Here is a 15,373-nt window from a genome sequence, read left to right as displayed (position 1 = left end):
CCCGTTCCCCGGCCCCCGCCGGGCCGCGAGCCGGGCGTCGCAGCGGAATCGCGACGGTCGCCCTGCGACTTATTGACCTCCGGCAAAGGTCCGCCGGCCGCGAGGGTCTACAGTGTCCTTGAAGTTTCAAGAACGCCCGGCGGGCGGACACTCACTCTGGAGGGACACCTTATGTACGATCGCATTCTGGTAGCCGTGGACGGCAGCCCGGTCTCCGACCGCGCCCTGGAAGAGGCCATCAAGCTGGCCGGCCTCAGCGGCGGCAAGCTGCGCGTCATCACCATCGTCGACAGCCCGCTGCGCCACCTTCCCGACTACGCGGTGTACTACAACCCCGAGCCGCTGCGCGAAGCCGCGCTGAAAGCCGCCGATGACGTCCTGGCCAAGGCCCGCGAGAAGGTCGAGGCGAGCAACGTCGAAGGCGCCACCTTCGATCGCGTCTGCCAGGAGCGCGCCAGCGAGGAAATCGCCGAGCGCATCGAGCTCGAGGCCCAGGCCAGCGATGCCGACGTGGTGGTCATGGGCACCCATGGTCGTCGCGGCATGCGCCGCCTGATGCTCGGCAGCGTGGCGGAAGGCCTGATCCGCGTGGCTTCGCGTCCGGTCCTGCTGGTCCGCGACAAATAAGGCGAAAGCCGACGAAAAAGGCCGTGGGGGGAATCCTCCACGGCCTTTTTTCTTTCAGCCCCCGTCGCTCACTGGGCTGCCCTGGGCGCGCGGCAACTGGCGAAGATGTCCAGCGCCGGCTGGTACAACGAAGTCTGTACGTCCAGCAGGCCGAGCACCGAGTGGAACAGGTTGTCGTGGCTCAGGTCCTTGTCGTCGCGCTTGCCGTCCAGGCAACTGCGCTGGATGCCCCAGTTGCCCAGCGCCTGCGGGGCGAACCACATGACCATCGGCACGTGGATCTGCGCCTGGGGCGCGATCGAATAGGGCGCCGCGTGCAGGTAGACGCCATTCTCGCCCAGCGACTCGCCGTGGTCGGACACGTAGATCATCGCCGTATCGCGCTTGTCGGCATTCCGCTTGAGCAATTCGATCACCTTCGTCAGGAAGTGGTCGGTATAGAGGATGGTGTTGTCGTAGACGTTCACCAGCTCTTCCTTGCTGCAACTGCCGAGCTGGTTGGTCCGGCATACCGGCTGGAAGCGCTCCATCTCCTTCGGGTAGCGCTCGTAGTACTCGGGACCGTGGCTGCCATCGGAGTGCAGGACGATGATGGCGTCGTCCTGCAGCCCGTCGATGTACTCCTGCAGGCCTACCAGCAGCGACTCGTCCAGGCAGTTCTTGCCGTCGCAGAACGGACTCGGCTGGGTCTTCGGGATGTCCCGGTTGGGCACCCGCAGGCAGGTGCCCTTGCAGTCGCTGTTGTTCTCCAGCCACAACACCTGCACGCCGGCACGCTGGAGAATGTCCAGCAGGCCTTCGTGGGTCTTGGCCTTCTTGTCGCTGTAGTCCTCGCGCGGGTACTGGGAGAACATGCAGGGCACCGAGACCGCGGTGGAAGTGCCGCAGGAACGGACCTGGGTGAAGTTGACGATGTCCTGCTTGCTCAGCTCCGGGTTGGTCTCGCGGGCGTAGCCGTTCAGCGAGAAATGATCGGCACGGGCGGTCTCGCCGACCACCAACACCAGCAGCGATTTCTTCTGTCGCTGCAGCGCAGCCGGCGCCTGGCGGGCGTCCAGGCCGATCGGCTCGACCACCAGGTGTTCCTTGATCACCAGGCGCTGCTTGGCGTACTTGCCCACCGCGTAGATGTAGTTGGTCGGGTTGATGAAGTGGGTCAGCTTGTCTTCCTCGCGGAAGATCGGGGCGTAGGTGGAATAGAAGCTGCCTACCATTACCGCGACGATCAGCAGGCAGCCGAGCAGCGTCAGGATCTTGTTCAGCAGGCCGCGGAAGAACGGCCGGTAGCGTACCGGCCAGAGCCAGATCAGCAGCGAAGGCAGGACACCGAGCAACAGCAGATAGCCGAGCAGGGTCGGGTTGACCAGGTCGCCGGCCTCGGTGGCGTTGGTCTCGAAGACGTTCTGCACCATCACCGTGTCGATGCTGATGCCGTAGCTGCCCATGAAGTAGGTCGCGCCGGCCGAGCACAGGGCGACCAGGGTCAAGGCCGGCTTGAGCAGCGGGCGGAAGGAAACCAGGGTCAGCAGGAGCGTGAAGGCGGCCCACAGGAACGCCGCGAACGAGGCGAAGAACGCGAAGCCCTTCAAGCCTTGCAGCGGCACCAGGCCATGCAGGGCCTTCCAGGTCGCCGCGTTGTAGAACACCACCAGAACCAGCGCGAACAGCATCACCAGCCGGGTCGAACCGATAGCCGGCAAGAAACGCTTGATACCCCCACCCATTGAAGCAACTCCTGAAACGTAACGGACCGCCGCCCCCCCCCGTGGCGGGGCGCCCGAACTCTATCGGGCGCCTGGTCAAAATTTCGTGAAGCCTCGCGAGCCCTCGCGGGCGCAGCGATCATGCCCGTGGCGATGGAGCCGGAACAAGCTCAGCTATGCCTTTTCTCCCCGGGAAAATGCCGAAACCGGCCGTATGTCGGCGGCCAGCGACTTCCTTCCATGCCGACCTTGCAGGTGGCTCCCGCTATCTATACTGGAAGCACAATGCCACCCCCAGCCCGCACCCGCGCCGTCCGCGGGTTTTCCGTGTCCAGGGAGACACCGCTATGGATTGGCAAGGCCTGCGCTTCCTCGGAGAGTCTCCCGTCGACGGCTACGTGCTGCAGAACTGCACCTATTCGCCATCGCTGGTGGCGCTCGCCTTCCTCGTCGCCTGCCTCGCCGGGTACACGGCACTGGACATGGTCGAGCGGGTCGGCAACAGCCTGAGCCACCCGCGCCTCTGGCAATGGATCGGGGCGTTCTGCCTGGGCAGCGGCATCTGGGCCACGCATTTCGTCGCCATGCTCGCGTTCCACGCGCCGATCGCCCTGCGCTACGACCTGCCGATCACCGGCCTGTCGCTGCTGATCGCCGTCGCCGCCTCGTACCTGGCGATGTACATGACCGCCCGCCCGCGCTTCGGCCTGCTGCCCTGCCTGCTCGCCGCCTGCTGCATCGGCCTGGGCATCGCTGCCATGCACTACACCGGGATGGCGGCGATGCGCTCGGTGGCCACCCAGTACTACCAGCCATCGCTGTTCGCCCTTTCGGTACTGATCGCCATCGGCGCCGCCTTCACCGCCCTCGCCGCGGTCCCCTACCTGCGCGGCCGGCGCAGCGCGCGCTACCGCTACATGAAACTGATCGCCAGCCTGCTGCTGGCCGGCGCCATCGCCGCCATGCATTTCACCGGGATGGCCGCGCTGGTGCTCAGCGTACCCGCCGGCACGCCGCTGGAACTGCAAGCCAGCGCCGACTCGCTGCGCCTGGGCTGGCTCACCGGAGTGCTCGCCAGCGCCATCGCCGCCTGCGGCATCTGGGCCGCATGGTCGGAGAAACAACGGGAGCGCCGGCTCAGCGAAAACAGCCGGGTCAACGCCCTGCTCAACCAGCTCGACCACGCCCACGCCTCGCTGCGCCAGATGGCTCGCTACGACAGCCTGACCGGCCTGCAGAACCGCACGGCATTCAACGAAGTGTTCGTCCAGCACCTGGAGAATTGTCGCCTGAGAGGCAAGGGCCTGGCGGTGATGTTCCTCGACCTCGATCACTTCAAGCGGATCAACGATTCCCTCGGCCACGACTCTGGCGACCAACTGCTGAAGATCGTCTCCGAACGCATCCGCAGCGTGTTGCGCGATAGCGACGTGGTGGCGCGCTTCGCCGGCGACGAGTTCTGCGTGCTCGCCGACCTCACCCAGGACCACGAGGCGCACATCCTCTCGCAACGCCTGATGCAGAAGATGAAGGAACCCATCGCCCTGGACGGGCGCACCCTGGTGATGACCGCCAGCGTCGGCGTCAGCCTCTACCCGAACGACGGCGAGCAGTGCGAGGAGCTGCTGAAGAACGCCGGCCTGGCCCTGCACCAGTCCAAGGCCTGCGGGCGCAACAACGCGCAGTTCTTCAGCCGGCAACTGCTGGTGCGGGCGACCCAGGAACTGCAGATGGAGGAGGAACTGCGCCAGGCCCTGCGCGACGACCAACTGGAGCTGCACTACCAGCCGATCCTCGCCCTCGCCGACGGCGAGGTACACCAGTTGGAGGCATTGGTGCGCTGGCGCCATCCGACCCAGGGCCTGCTCGGTCCGGACCGATTCATCGGCCTGGCCGAAGCCAACGGCATGATCGACCAGCTCGACGACTGGGTGCTGCGACGCGCCTGCCGCGACCTGCGCAGCCTGCACCTGGCCGGCCACGAACGGCTGCGGGTGGCGGTCAACTGCTGCGCCAGCAATCTCGGCCGGGCCAGCCTGGTCGACGAAGTCCGTCATGCGCTGGAGCAGGCCGGGCTGGCGGCGTGCTTCCTCGAACTGGAGGTGACCGAGGACGCGCTGATGTACAACATCGACCAGACCATCCCGCTGCTCGAACGCCTCCGCGAGCTGGGCGTCAGCCTGTCGATCGACGACTTCGGCACCGGCTATTCGTCGCTCGCCTACCTGCGGCGCCTGCCGCTGGACGCGCTGAAGGTGGATCGCTCGTTCATCATGGACATCCCCGCCTCGCAGCGGGACATGGAAATCGCCCAGGCGATCATCGCGATGGCCCAGAAGCTCCATCTGAAAGTCGTCGCCGAGGGCGTGGAGACTCCGCAGCAACTGGCGTTCCTGCGGGAGAACCATTGCGAGCTGGTGCAGGGCTACCTGTTCAGCCGGCCGCTGCCGCTGGCGGCCCTGGAAGAGTTCCTCCGCGCCTACCGCTTCGACGCCGCGCCGCCGCTGCGCAGCCTGAACCAGGCCTGAGGTTCACTCGACGGCGGTCCGGTATTGCTCCACCAGGGTCGCCGGATCGCGTTCGAGATAGCCCTGGCTGCCGTGCAGACGCATCAACTGCGCGGCCAACCCGCTCATCGGGGTGGCCGCGCCTTGCTCGCGGGACAGCTTCACCGCGGTATCGAGATCCTTGAGCAGGGTCCGTACGTGCCACTTGACCGGCTCGTAACGGCTCTCGGCCATTTGCGGGGCGAGGATCTGCAACGGCTTCGAGTCGGCGAAGCCGCCCGCCAGCGCCGGAGCGACCAGGCTGGCGTCGACCCCGGCCCGCTCCGCCAGCGCCACCACTTCGGCGATCACCAGGGCGTTGCAGGCAACGATCATCTGGTTGCAGACCTTGGTCACCTGCCCGGCGCCCACCTCGCCCATGCGCGTCAGGCGCTGGCCAAGCCGGGAGAGGACCGGCCGCAGGCGTTCGATATCCGCTGCGCGTCCGCCGGCCATGATCGCCAGGCTGCCGCTTTCCGCGCCCGGCGTGCCGCCGGAGACCGGCGCGTCGACCCAGCGCACGCCGCAGCGCGCCTCCAGCTCGGCGGCCATCTCGCGGGTGGCGGCCGGCTCGGCGCTGGAGAAATCCACCAGCAACTGCCCGGGCCTGGCGTTCTCGACGATGCCGCCGGCGCCGAACACCACTTCACGCACCGCCGCGGTATCGGCCAGGCAAAGCATCAGGATTTCCGCGTCGGCGGCCAGTTCGGCCGGGACCTCGACGGCTTTCGCGCCCTCGGCCGCGAGCAACTCGCGTTTGCCCGGCGAACGGTTCCACACCGCCAGCGGATAGCCGGCGGCCAGCAGCCGGCGGCACATGGGCACGCCCATCAGGCCGAGACCGGCGAAGGCAAGGGAAGGCAGGGAAGCGGACATGGCGAACTCCAATACGCAGCGAATGGGCACGGGGAGCGCCATATTACCCGCGAGGCGCCGGCGAGCAACGCCGCGACGGCTGCCCAAGCGGGCCGCGCACCACTATACTCCCCGGGTTTTTTCCGCCATTGAACCGGAGAACTCTCCCATGTTGAAACGCTCCCTGGCGCTCGCCGCCGGCATCGCCCTGTCCCTGTCCGCCGCGCTCGCCCACGCCGAAACCCTGAAAGAACTCAAGGTCTCGGCGATCCCCGACGAGGCGCCCACCGAGCTACTGCGCAAATTCAAGCCGCTCGGCGCCTATCTGGAGAAGCAACTCGGCATGCCGGTGAAGTTCGTCCCGGTGGCCGACTACGCCGGGGTGGTCGAGGCGCTGGCCGCCGACCGCCTGGACATGGCCTGGCTGGGCGGCTTCACCTTCGTCCAGGCGCGGCTGAAGACCGGCAACGCCATTCCCCTGGTGCAGCGCGAGCAGGACCAGCAGTTCACCAGCAAATTCATCACGGCCGATCCCCAGGTGAAATCCCTGCAGGACCTGAAGGGCAAGACCTTCGCCTTCGGCTCGGTCTCCTCCACCTCGGGCAGCCTGATGCCGCGCTACTTCATGCAGAAGGACGGCATCGTCCCCGAGCAGTTCTTCTCCCGCGTCGCCTACTCCGGCGCCCACGACGCCACCGTAGCCTGGGTCCAGGCCGGCAAGGTCGACGCCGGCGTGCTGAACGCCTCGGTCTGGCAGAAGCTGGTGGACAGCGGCAAGGTCGATACCGCCAAGGTCAAGGTCTTCGCCACCACGCCGACCTACTACGACTACAACTGGACCGTGCGCGGCAACCTCGACCCGGCCCTGGCCGAGAAGATCAAGCAGGCCTTCCTCGCCCTCGACCCGGCGAAACCGGCCGACAAGGAGATCCTCGACCTGCAGGCCGCCAGCCGCTTCATCGAGACCAATCCGGACAACTACAAGGGCATCGAGGAGTCCGCACGCGCCGCCGGCCTGCTGAAGTGAGCCTGAGCCTCGACGGCGTGGACCTGGTCCACGCCGACGGCCAACGCGCCCTTGCCGACATCCGCCTGCGCCTGGCCGCTGGCGAACGGGTGGCCCTGATCGGACCTTCCGGCGCCGGCAAGACCAGCCTGCTGCGGGTGCTCGCCAGCCAATGGCGGCCCAGCGTCGGCCGTGTCGAACTGCTCGGCGAGGAGCCCTGGGCGCTATCCGCCGCCGCCCGCCAACGCCTGCGCGCGCGCATCGGCCTGGTCCACCAGGCACCGCCGCTGCCGCCACGGCAACGGGTGGTCAGCGCGGTACTGGCCGGGCGCCTCGGCCAGTGGCCGCTATGGAAGAGCCTGGTCAGCCTGGTCTATCCGCTGGACCGCGCCGGCGCCCACGACGCCCTGCAACGCCTGGATCTCGGCGACAAGCTGTTCCAGCGCTGCGACCAGCTTTCCGGCGGCCAGTTGCAGCGGGTCGGCATCGCCCGGGTGCTCTACCAGCGCGCCGAGCTGATCCTCGCCGACGAACCGGTCTCGGCCATGGACCCGGTGCTCGCCGGCCATACCCTGGCCCTGCTCAACCGCGAGGCCGCCGCGCGCGGCAGCACCCTGCTGGCCAGCCTGCACGCGGTGGACCTGGCGCTGCAACACTTCCCCCGGGTGATCGGGCTGCGCGCCGGACGCATCGCCTTCGACCTGCCCGCCGGCGAAGTCGACCGCGCCGCGCTGGACGCCCTCTACGCCAACGAACAACTGCAGGCCGAGCGCGCCAGCCCGGCCGGCGAACCCGCCGTGGTGCACATCCCACGATGCTGAACGCCGCTTCTCCGCCGCGCGACCCCGCCGCCCTGCCGCGCCTGCTGCTGACCCTGGCCGCGTTGCTGCTGCTCTGGCCGGGGCTGCGCCTCAGCGAACTGGATATCCCCGCCCTGTTCAGCGGCGACAACGCGCGCACCATGGGCGGTTTCCTCGCCGGCTTCTGGCCGCCGGCACACGATCCCGGGTTCCTCGCCCTGCTCGGCCGCGCCACCCTGGAAACCCTCGCCATCGCCACCGCCGGCATGGCCCTGGCCTGGCTCCTGGCGTTTCCCGCCGCACTGCTGGCGACCCGCGCCCTGTCGCTCTCGGCACTGCCGCGCGGCGGCCTGCCGGCCTGGTGGGCACGGGCACTGCGCTGGCCGGTGCGCGGCCTGCTGATCCTCCTGCGCAGCGTGCCGGAAATCGTCTGGGCGCTGCTGTTCGTCCGCGCCGTGGGCCTGGGCCCCACCGCCGGGGTGTTGGCCATCGCCATCACCTATGCCGGCATGCTCGGCAAGGTCTACGCGGAAATCTTCGAGTCGGTGGATCCGCGCCCCACCCGCGCCCTGCTGCTGGGCGGCGGATCGCGGCTGGCGGCGTTCGCCTACGGGGTGCTGCCGAACGCCGCCGGGGAAATGATTTCCTACACTGTCTATCGCTGGGAGTGCGCGATCCGTGCTTCGGTGGTGATGGGCTTCGTCGGCGCCGGCGGCCTCGGCCAGCAGATCGACCTGTCGCTGCGGATGTTCGCCGGCGGCGAGGTTGCCAGCATCCTGCTGACCTTCCTCCTGCTGGTCCTCCTCGCCGACCTGCTGAGCCGCTTCCTGCGCGGGAGGCTGGCATGAGCCGGACCTGGCGCCTGCTGCTCTGGCCGCTGCTGGTGGTGGCCGCGGTGGGCGCCTCGTTCGCCTATCTGGACATGGACACCGCAGGTCTTTTCAGCGGCAAGGGACGGGGCCAGATGGCCGCCTACGCCAGCGAGTTCTTCCCGCCCGACCTGTCCGCTCCGCACCTGCGGGCGATTGGCCGGGGGCTGCTGGAAACCCTGGCCATGTCGGCCATCGGCACCCTGCTGGCGGCGCTGCTCGGCCTGCTCTTCGCGCTGCCGGCGGCAGGTCGCTTCGGCGTGCCGGCGCAGAGCCTGGCGCGACTCCTGCTCAATGCGCTGCGCGCGGTGCCGGAGCTGGTCTGGGGCGCGCTGATGGTGCTGGCGGCCGGGCTCGGGCCGAACGCCGGGACCCTCGCCCTGGCGCTGCACACCGGCGGCGTGCTCGGCCGGCTGTTCGCCGAAGCCCTGGAGAACACCCCGGCGCAGCCCGCCGAGGCCTTGCGCCTGGCCGGCAGCGGACGCCTCGCGGCATTCGCCTATGGCACCCTGCCGGGGGTCTGGCCGCAACTGGTGGCCTATACCCTGTACCGCTGGGAGAACAATATCCGCATGGCCAGCGTGCTCGGCTTCGTCGGTGCCGGCGGGCTCGGGCAGATGCTCTATTTCAGCCTGAGCCTGTTCCAGCAGGCCCAGGCCGCCACGGTGATCCTGGCCATGCTGGTCCTGGTGCTCGGGGTCGACAGCCTGAGCGCCTGGGCGCGGCAGCGCTGGGTCAGCCAATAGGAAGACGCGCCGCCGCGCCCGTTCGAGGAAATTTACGAAGCCCGCCGAAGATCGGGCATCATCGGTGCTCGGAGCCATCAGGGAGGCACCCCGCCTCCAGGTGTCCAGGGAGAGGAAGGAACCATGCGCAAACCACTGCTATCCGCATTACTGCTGGGCCTGCTGGCCCTCGGCGGCTGCAGCCTGCCCCAACAGCAGGCCGGCGCGCCGACCGAGCAGCGGCTCGGCACCCAATGGGGCGAAGGCGTCGCCTCGCCGGTCACCTCGGTGGCCCTGCGACGTCTATCGGAGCAACCGGTCGATCGCCGCCAGGTGTTCTACAGCGCGAGCCGCTTCGATGGACGTGCCATCAAGGAACTGCCCCTGGCCAAGGGCAGGGTGGGCTTCGCCGTACTCGACGAGGATGGCGGCAAGTTCGACCTCGTGCAGCACCGCAGCACCCTGCAATTGCAGGGTCGTGAAGGCCAGCGCTACCGACTGTGGCTGAACAACCTCGGCAACGCGACCTACGAGGTGGTCTCCACGGTAGACGGCCTGGACGTGCTCAACGGCCAGCCGGGCAGCCTGAAGAACCGCGGCTATGTGCTGGAACCGGGCGAGAGCCTGGTGATCGAGGGCTTCCGCAAGAACGAACGGGAAGTCGCGGCGTTCCGCTTCGCCAGCCCCGACGATGCCTACGCCAGCAACAGCGCGGCCGGCGACAGCCGCAACCTCGGCGTGATCGGCGTGGCCCTGTTCGAGCTGGACGCTCCGGCCAGCGGTCGCGAGGCGCCGGCCGACGGACCGCAGGCATTTCCCGCCGACGCCCGGAACGGCGGCGGCTACGCGCCGCCACCACGCTATCGCGACTGAGGCATCTTCACGAAAACTGCGCGGCGGCGTTCCTTCATAAGCAATCCATCTCACAGGAGCCGCCGATGAACCGCTTTTCACTGCCCCGCCCCGACGCACGCCAGTGCGTCGCCGGCCTGGGTTTCTCCGCCCTTCTGCTGCTGGCCTCCTCGGCCAACGCCGCCGCCTGCCGCGACATCACCAGCGTGCAGCAAAGCGCCGACGCCACGCGCAATACCTCGATGGGCGGCCACGTGACCCAGCACATCTACGGGATGACGCCGCCGTCCGGCTCGTCGCAGAAAGACAAGACCCTGTTCAAGTCGAGAGGCAACTACGACGCGGCCTGGCGCCAGTACGGATACATCGACAATCCGGTGGCCTGCAGCGGCAACAGCAAGTTCCAGGTGGTTTCCCTGGAGAAGCTGCACATGGGCAAGATCGATGCCTACTCCTGCAAGCAGGCCGACGGCCAGGGCGCCTGCACGCGCTGGGATACGTACATGGCCAAGGAGATTTCGTACGGTTTCGTCCTGAAGGACGGCAAGTGGATCCTCAATACCCTCTACCCGGTTCCCCTCGACTAGGGCGCAGGCCGTCCGCGCCGGCCGCCCCATTGCAGGGAGCCGGCGCGGCCGTCCGGGTCAGAAGGTCAGCGTGCCCAGGCCCATGCCCGGGTCGCTGAAGCCGGAGCGACCATCTTCCATGCGACCGCTGAAACGCCGCAGGAAGCTGTCCGCCCCCTGCGCGCTGACGCTGAAGTCGTACCAGTTGCCGCTGCTGCGCAGCGAATAGCGGACTTCCCGGCGCTGTCCCGGCGGCACGTTGACGGTACGCCGCTCGCCCTGGCGATAGACGTTGTCCTTGACCGTCAGCTTGACCGGATGGCGGCCACGGTTGATCAGTTGCACGCGCAGGTTGCCGAACAGCGGCTCGTAGTCGATCCGCACTTCCGGCAGCGGCGCCTTGCGCTCCGCCAGGTCGCGCCGCAGGTTGCCGCGAAAGACCCGGAGGAAACCGTTCGGACCGTGCACTTCCAGGTGGTAGTCGCCGCTGGCGTCGCCCTGGAAGCTGTCGTGCAGGCGCTTGCGCGCGCCGACGGTGTAGCGTTTCGGCGGGCTCTCGCTGTCGAGCAGGTCGAACACCTGGAACACCGCGCCGGCCTTGCCGGTGTTGGCGAAGGTCAGGCTCAGCGCATCTCCGCCGCTGCGGTAGCGCGCATGCACGCCCAGCTCGTAGGGCAAGGCGCGGGCCGGACGGATGCCCATTTCCTGCTTGGGCATGGCGGCCACCGCCGGCGGCTTCGGCTTCGGCAGCTTGATCTGGCTGGCGACGATGGCGTCGGCCTGGCTGGTGTCGGGCAGTTCGGGGAACGGCTCGTTGTTCGGGTTGGCGAAGTTGAACGCCGAGGTCAGGTCGCCGCAGACGGCACGACGCCAGGGACTGATATTCGGCTCCATGACCCCGAAGCGCTGCTCCAGGAAGCGGATCACCGAGGTGTGGTCGAACACCTGGGAGTTGACCCAGCCGCCCTTGCTCCACGGCGAGATCACGTACATCGGCACCCGCGGGCCGAGGCCGTAGGGCTGGTTGCGATAACGGATATCGCCCTTGGTGTGCCATTCGAGGGTGGCGTCGGCGGTGGTCTTGCCGCGCAGCGTGCCGTCCTTGTTCAGGCTCGGCGCGGCCGGCGGGGCGACGTGGTCGAAGAAGCCGTCGTTCTCGTCGAACATCACCAGCAGCGCGGTCTTGCTCCAGACCTCCGGGTTGGCGGTCAGCGCGTCGAGTACCCAGGAAGTGTACTCGGCCCCCCAGATCGGGCTGGACGGGCCGGGGTGTTCGGAGTACTTGGCCGGGGCGACGATCCAGGACACCTGCGGCAGGCTGTTGGCCAGCACGTCGCGCTTCAGCGCATCGAGCTTCCAGGTGCTCAGGCCGTTGACGATCAGCGGCGAGTCAGGCGCCGCGGCGCGGTACTGGCGGAAGCCGATCAGCGGGTTGTCGGAGAAGTTGTCGGCCATGTCCTGGTAGACCCGCCAGGTGATGCCGGCAGCCTGCAGGCGCTCGGGATAGGTGGTCCAGGTGTAGCCCTGCTCCACCGGGCCGTTGCTGTCGTGGTCGTTGGTGGTTACCGGACCACCGTGCTGGCCGAGCGGGTCGTTGGTGCCGGTCCAGAGGAACAGCCGGTTGGGGTTGGTGCCGCCCTGGAACGAGCAGTGATAGGCGTCGCAGATGGTGAAGGCGTTGGCCATCGCGAACTGGAAGGCGATGTCCTGCTCCTTGTAGTAGCCCAGGGAACGCTCGGTCTTGGCCGGCAGCCACTTGTCCATGCGCCCTTCGTTCCAGGCCTGCTGGGCGTCCGGCCAGGTGTGCGGGGTGCCGTCGACGCGCTGGGCGCTGGTGGTGCTGGTGTCGAAGTGGTAGGGCAGGATCTCGCCCTTGCTGCCCTTCTGGTGCCAGACCCGCTGGCCATCGGGCAGCGGGATCGCCATGCGGTCGCCGAAGCCGCGGACGCCCTTGAGGGTGCCGAAATAGTGGTCGAAGGAGCGGTTCTCCTGCATCAGGATCACCACGTGCTCGACGTCCTTGAGGTTGCCATGCCGGCGGTGCGCGGGAATCGCCAGGGCCGCCTGGATGCTCGACGGCAGCATGCTGGTGGCGACGGTGGCGCCGACCGTACCGGCGGCCAGGCGGATGAAGCTTCTTCTGCTTTTCGAAATCATCGGGGGACTCACCAGGTCAGGGTGTGGCACAGGGCTGCCGAGCGCATCCATGACGCCCGCAGGCTCACTCGGCAGCAAGCTGTTCGAACCCCGACGACGCTAGTGAGGGAAAAAGACGCTTTGGTTTCAACACGCTTTGCAACAACTATTCATGCCAACTTCATCACAATTTGAGATCAAGATTTTGGTCTAGGCCAGATTCCACTTGACAGCCTTCGCCGGCACTCTCCTCACGCTCTTCCCCGCCATTGCAGGAGCAATACCCCCGCCACCACCAGCGCCAGGCCGAGATAGCCCTCCCAGGACAACCGGCGCACCGGGAAACCGGCCCAGCCGAACTGGTCGCAGAGCGCCGAGACCAGCATCTGCCCGGCCACCACGCACGCGATGAAAGTGGCGGCACCCAGGCGCGGCGCGACCAGGATCGCCACCGTCAGGTAGGCCGCGCCGAACAGCCCGCCGAGCCAGCTCCACCAGGGCGCGCCGCCGAGGCTGGCGGTAGCCGGCAGCGGCACCCGCACCAGCAGCAGGCCCAGGCTGACCACCCCGAGGCTGACGCCCAGCGAAGTCAGGCTGGCGCTCAGCGGATGGCCGAGCAGGCGCCCGAGCAAGGCGTTGCTGCCGGCCTGCAGCACCACCATGCCGCCCACCGAAACTGCCATCAGTACCATCAGATAATTGGGCATGCTGATTCTCCTCCTCCGGCGCTTGCCTCTGGAGCAGAGTTTTTGCTATCCACTTCGCGAATGGAAATCGATAGTTGGTACACCTTCCATGCAGCAGATTCATGACCTACGCCGTATCGACCTCAACCTGCTGGTGGTGCTCGACGCGCTCCTCAGCGAGCGCCACGTGTCCCGCGCGGCGCAGCGCCTGGCCATGTCGCAGCCGGCGGTCAGCCACGCCCTCGGGCGTCTCCGCGAACTGTTCGGCGATCCACTGCTGGTGCGGGTGAAAAGCCGCATGCAGTTGACCAGCCTGGCGCTGGAGCTGGCGCCGAAGCTCCAGGCCAGCCTCGACCAGGTACGCGGGGTGATCGGCGGGCCGACCTTCGAACCGGTGCGCAGCCGACGCCACTTCCGCCTGGGCATGTCCGACTACGGCGCCTGGGTGGTGCTGCCGGCGCTGCTGCGCCAGCAACAGGCGCTGGCGCCCGGGGTGAGCTTCGGGATAGTCCAGGAACCGCGCCTGGAAACCGCCCGGCAGGTCGCCGAAGGACAGCTGGACTGCGCGCTGGGGGTATTCCCCCTGCTTCCGGAGGGCGTGCGCGCCAGGCGCCTGTTCGAGGAGCGTTTCGTCTGCGTCTGTCGGCGCAGCCTGTTCGACCGCCCCGACGGCCTGTCCCTCGACCGCTACCTGGCGGCCCGCCACGTGCGCGTCTCGCTACAGGACAACCCGGCCGAGGAAGTCGACAGCGCCCTGGAAAAACGCGGCCTGCGCCGGCAGGTGGCGCTGACCCTGCCGCACTTCACCGTGGCCCCGGCGCTGCTGGCCGGCACCGACCTGGTACTGACCATCGCCGAACGCACCCTCGAAAGGTTGCGGCTACCCGAGGAACTGGCGCTCTGCGAGCCGCCGCTGGCGATCCCGCGCTTCGACTATGTGCAGATCTGGCGCGGCGACGCCGAGCGCGAAGCGGCCGGCGCCTGGCTGCGGGAACAGATCCAGGCGGCGGCGCGGAAGATCTGAAGAAGAGTCAGGAAGGCTTTTCCAGCTTGCGCAGCATCTCGCCGACACGCTCGCCGAGCATTTCGTTGGCCGACAGCTTGAGGCCGCGCGCCAGTTCCACCTGGACCACGTGTTCCGCCAGCGGGCGCAGGCGCAGGAACACCTTGGCCAGCTCCTGCAGGTCCGGCGCCCCGGGCAGCAGGTCGGTGCCGCGGTCGTCCACCAGGTGGGTGACGATCAGGCGGACGATCCCCGCCGCCAGATGCTCGGTGTCGCTGCGCAACTCGCCGAGTTGATCGAGCAGCGCCTCCAGCGGGATGCCGCTGCGGTACAGTTCCAGCCCGGCCTGGAACAGCCGTGGACTGGGGATCTTCATGCGCTCGCCGTCGAACAGCAGCAGGCCCAGCGCCTGGGCCTTGTCGATCACCCGGTCGTTCAGTTCGTCGCCGAAGATCGCCTGGAGTTCGTCGAAGCCGATGCTGCCGGGCGTCTCCAGGTTCCACTCGCCGATGATCGCCTGGTCCAGGCCGAGCACATGGTCGAGGTCGCGGCCCTGTTCCCAGGCTTCCAGCAGTTCCTTGATGTTGGCGCTGGAATAGCCGCGCTCGAGCAACTGGCTGATCAGCCGCAGGCGCTTGAGATGACTGTCGAAATACACGCCGACCCGGCCGCGCCGCTCCGGCGGCGGCAGCAGGCCGCGGTCCTGGTAGGCGCGTACGTTGCGCACGCTGCTGCCGGCCGCGCGAGCCAGTTCGTCGACGCTGTATTCGCGGGCATCCTCGGCGGACGGCTGCTCGCCACGTTGCAGCAGGCGCTGCAGAAGGGTCAGGGGTGTGCTCATGGAGGCGGATCATAACGAGGCCCGCCGAACGGCCACAACCTCCGGGGGCGCAACGCTCTTTGCCGGCGTCCGGATGCGCGGGCGCCAACCAAAGACTGGACTCGTCGGTCAGCCGCTTCTCCGGCACCACCGCCAAAACCCGGGGGAAACGTCCCGAG

At 68.0% G+C, this 15,373-nt stretch carries 14 protein-coding genes; 9 read left to right on the top strand and 5 right to left on the bottom strand.

Features of this window, described 5'->3' with window-relative positions; all coding sequences use genetic code 11:
* The first annotated feature begins 171 nt into the window (after positions 1–171).
* Complete coding sequence (locus tag AC1RB9_RS08385; RefSeq protein WP_003091672.1) at positions 172–627, top strand: universal stress protein; 456 nt, start codon at positions 172–174, stop codon at positions 625–627.
* Positions 628–695: 68 nt separating this feature from the next.
* Here the strand turns inward: AC1RB9_RS08385 and AC1RB9_RS08380 are convergent, their stop codons facing one another.
* Complete coding sequence (locus tag AC1RB9_RS08380; RefSeq protein ID WP_003452908.1) at positions 696–2,351, bottom strand: phosphoethanolamine transferase; 1,656 nt, start codon at positions 2,349–2,351, stop codon at positions 696–698.
* Positions 2,352–2,677: 326 nt separating this feature from the next.
* On the opposite strand from AC1RB9_RS08380, the gene AC1RB9_RS08375 reads away from it, so the two are divergent.
* Entirely contained in the window at positions 2,678–4,858 is a 2,181-nt protein-coding gene (locus tag AC1RB9_RS08375) for a putative bifunctional diguanylate cyclase/phosphodiesterase (RefSeq protein ID WP_003117586.1), read from the top strand.
* Between the two features lie 3 nt (positions 4,859–4,861).
* On the opposite strand, the gene AC1RB9_RS08370 is transcribed toward AC1RB9_RS08375, so the two are convergent.
* Entirely contained in the window at positions 4,862–5,752 is an 891-nt protein-coding gene (locus AC1RB9_RS08370) for an NAD(P)-dependent oxidoreductase (protein ID WP_003113156.1), read from the bottom strand.
* 148 nt (positions 5,753–5,900) lie between these two features.
* Between AC1RB9_RS08370 and AC1RB9_RS08365 the strand changes: the two genes are divergently transcribed.
* From AC1RB9_RS08365 to AC1RB9_RS08340, 6 genes are all read left to right on the top strand, one after another.
* On the top strand, positions 5,901–6,758 hold the full coding sequence (locus AC1RB9_RS08365) for a putative selenate ABC transporter substrate-binding protein (RefSeq protein ID WP_003113155.1): 858 nt from the start codon (positions 5,901–5,903) through the stop codon (positions 6,756–6,758).
* Positions 6,755–7,558: a phosphonate ABC transporter ATP-binding protein gene (locus tag AC1RB9_RS08360; protein WP_003117585.1), complete on the top strand. Its 804-nt coding sequence runs from the start codon at positions 6,755–6,757 to the stop codon at positions 7,556–7,558. The genes AC1RB9_RS08365 and AC1RB9_RS08360 overlap by 4 nt, the downstream gene beginning before the upstream one ends.
* Positions 7,552–8,385, top strand: a complete 834-nt coding sequence (locus AC1RB9_RS08355; RefSeq protein ID WP_003452909.1) for a PhnE/PtxC family ABC transporter permease — start codon at positions 7,552–7,554, stop codon at positions 8,383–8,385. The genes AC1RB9_RS08360 and AC1RB9_RS08355 overlap by 7 nt, the downstream gene beginning before the upstream one ends.
* Positions 8,382–9,152, top strand: a complete 771-nt coding sequence (gene phnE, locus AC1RB9_RS08350; RefSeq protein ID WP_003452927.1) for a phosphonate ABC transporter, permease protein PhnE — start codon at positions 8,382–8,384, stop codon at positions 9,150–9,152. The genes AC1RB9_RS08355 and phnE overlap by 4 nt, the downstream gene beginning before the upstream one ends.
* Positions 9,153–9,275: 123 nt before the next feature.
* Complete coding sequence (locus tag AC1RB9_RS08345) at positions 9,276–10,004, top strand: hypothetical protein (protein ID WP_003160761.1); 729 nt, start codon at positions 9,276–9,278, stop codon at positions 10,002–10,004.
* A gap of 65 nt (positions 10,005–10,069) precedes the next feature.
* Positions 10,070–10,570 (top strand): hypothetical protein, encoded by a 501-nt coding sequence (locus tag AC1RB9_RS08340; protein WP_003113150.1) that lies wholly within the window; start codon positions 10,070–10,072, stop codon positions 10,568–10,570.
* A gap of 57 nt (positions 10,571–10,627) precedes the next feature.
* On the opposite strand, the gene AC1RB9_RS08335 is transcribed toward AC1RB9_RS08340, so the two are convergent.
* On the bottom strand, positions 10,628–12,706 hold the full coding sequence (locus AC1RB9_RS08335) for a phosphocholine-specific phospholipase C (protein WP_003117582.1): 2,079 nt from the start codon (positions 12,704–12,706) through the stop codon (positions 10,628–10,630).
* A 230-nt stretch (positions 12,707–12,936) separates the two neighbouring features.
* Positions 12,937–13,392 carry a DMT family transporter gene (locus tag AC1RB9_RS08330; RefSeq protein WP_003091697.1) on the bottom strand — a complete coding sequence of 152 codons (456 nt, stop codon included), beginning with the start codon at positions 13,390–13,392 and terminating at the stop codon, positions 12,937–12,939.
* Positions 13,393–13,480: 88 nt separating this feature from the next.
* Here AC1RB9_RS08330 and AC1RB9_RS08325 point away from each other — a divergent pair, with 88 nt between their 5' ends.
* On the top strand, positions 13,481–14,395 hold the full coding sequence (locus AC1RB9_RS08325; RefSeq protein WP_003113148.1) for a LysR family transcriptional regulator: 915 nt from the start codon (positions 13,481–13,483) through the stop codon (positions 14,393–14,395).
* 7 nt (positions 14,396–14,402) lie between these two features.
* Here the strand turns inward: AC1RB9_RS08325 and AC1RB9_RS08320 are convergent, their stop codons facing one another.
* Positions 14,403–15,215, bottom strand: coding sequence for a MerR family transcriptional regulator (locus AC1RB9_RS08320; RefSeq protein ID WP_003452933.1), 813 nt, complete (start codon positions 15,213–15,215; stop codon positions 14,403–14,405).
* Positions 15,216–15,373: the final 158 nt, after the last annotated feature.

The organism is Pseudomonas sp. 20-5 (assembly GCF_056782835.1).
This window is presented reverse-complemented; position numbering and strand designations above follow the sequence as displayed.

Bases quoted from the DNA above. Each gene is read 5' to 3' on its own strand.
- AC1RB9_RS08385 (WP_003091672.1), top strand. From the start codon at position 172: ATGTACGATCGCATTCTGGTAGCCGTGGACGGCAGCCCGGTCTCCGAC.
- AC1RB9_RS08380 (WP_003452908.1), bottom strand. From the start codon at position 2,351: ATGGGTGGGGGTATCAAGCGTTTCTTGCCGGCTATCGGTTCGACCCGG.
- AC1RB9_RS08375 (WP_003117586.1), top strand. From the start codon at position 2,678: ATGGATTGGCAAGGCCTGCGCTTCCTCGGAGAGTCTCCCGTCGACGGC.
- AC1RB9_RS08370 (WP_003113156.1), bottom strand. From the start codon at position 5,752: ATGTCCGCTTCCCTGCCTTCCCTTGCCTTCGCCGGTCTCGGCCTGATG.
- AC1RB9_RS08365 (WP_003113155.1), top strand. From the start codon at position 5,901: ATGTTGAAACGCTCCCTGGCGCTCGCCGCCGGCATCGCCCTGTCCCTG.
- AC1RB9_RS08355 (WP_003452909.1), top strand. From the start codon at position 7,552: ATGCTGAACGCCGCTTCTCCGCCGCGCGACCCCGCCGCCCTGCCGCGC.
- phnE (WP_003452927.1), top strand. From the start codon at position 8,382: ATGAGCCGGACCTGGCGCCTGCTGCTCTGGCCGCTGCTGGTGGTGGCC.
- AC1RB9_RS08345 (WP_003160761.1), top strand. From the start codon at position 9,276: ATGCGCAAACCACTGCTATCCGCATTACTGCTGGGCCTGCTGGCCCTC.
- AC1RB9_RS08340 (WP_003113150.1), top strand. From the start codon at position 10,070: ATGAACCGCTTTTCACTGCCCCGCCCCGACGCACGCCAGTGCGTCGCC.
- AC1RB9_RS08335 (WP_003117582.1), bottom strand. From the start codon at position 12,706: ATGATTTCGAAAAGCAGAAGAAGCTTCATCCGCCTGGCCGCCGGTACG.
- AC1RB9_RS08330 (WP_003091697.1), bottom strand. From the start codon at position 13,392: ATGCCCAATTATCTGATGGTACTGATGGCAGTTTCGGTGGGCGGCATG.
- AC1RB9_RS08325 (WP_003113148.1), top strand. From the start codon at position 13,481: ATGCAGCAGATTCATGACCTACGCCGTATCGACCTCAACCTGCTGGTG.
- AC1RB9_RS08320 (WP_003452933.1), bottom strand. From the start codon at position 15,215: ATGAGCACACCCCTGACCCTTCTGCAGCGCCTGCTGCAACGTGGCGAG.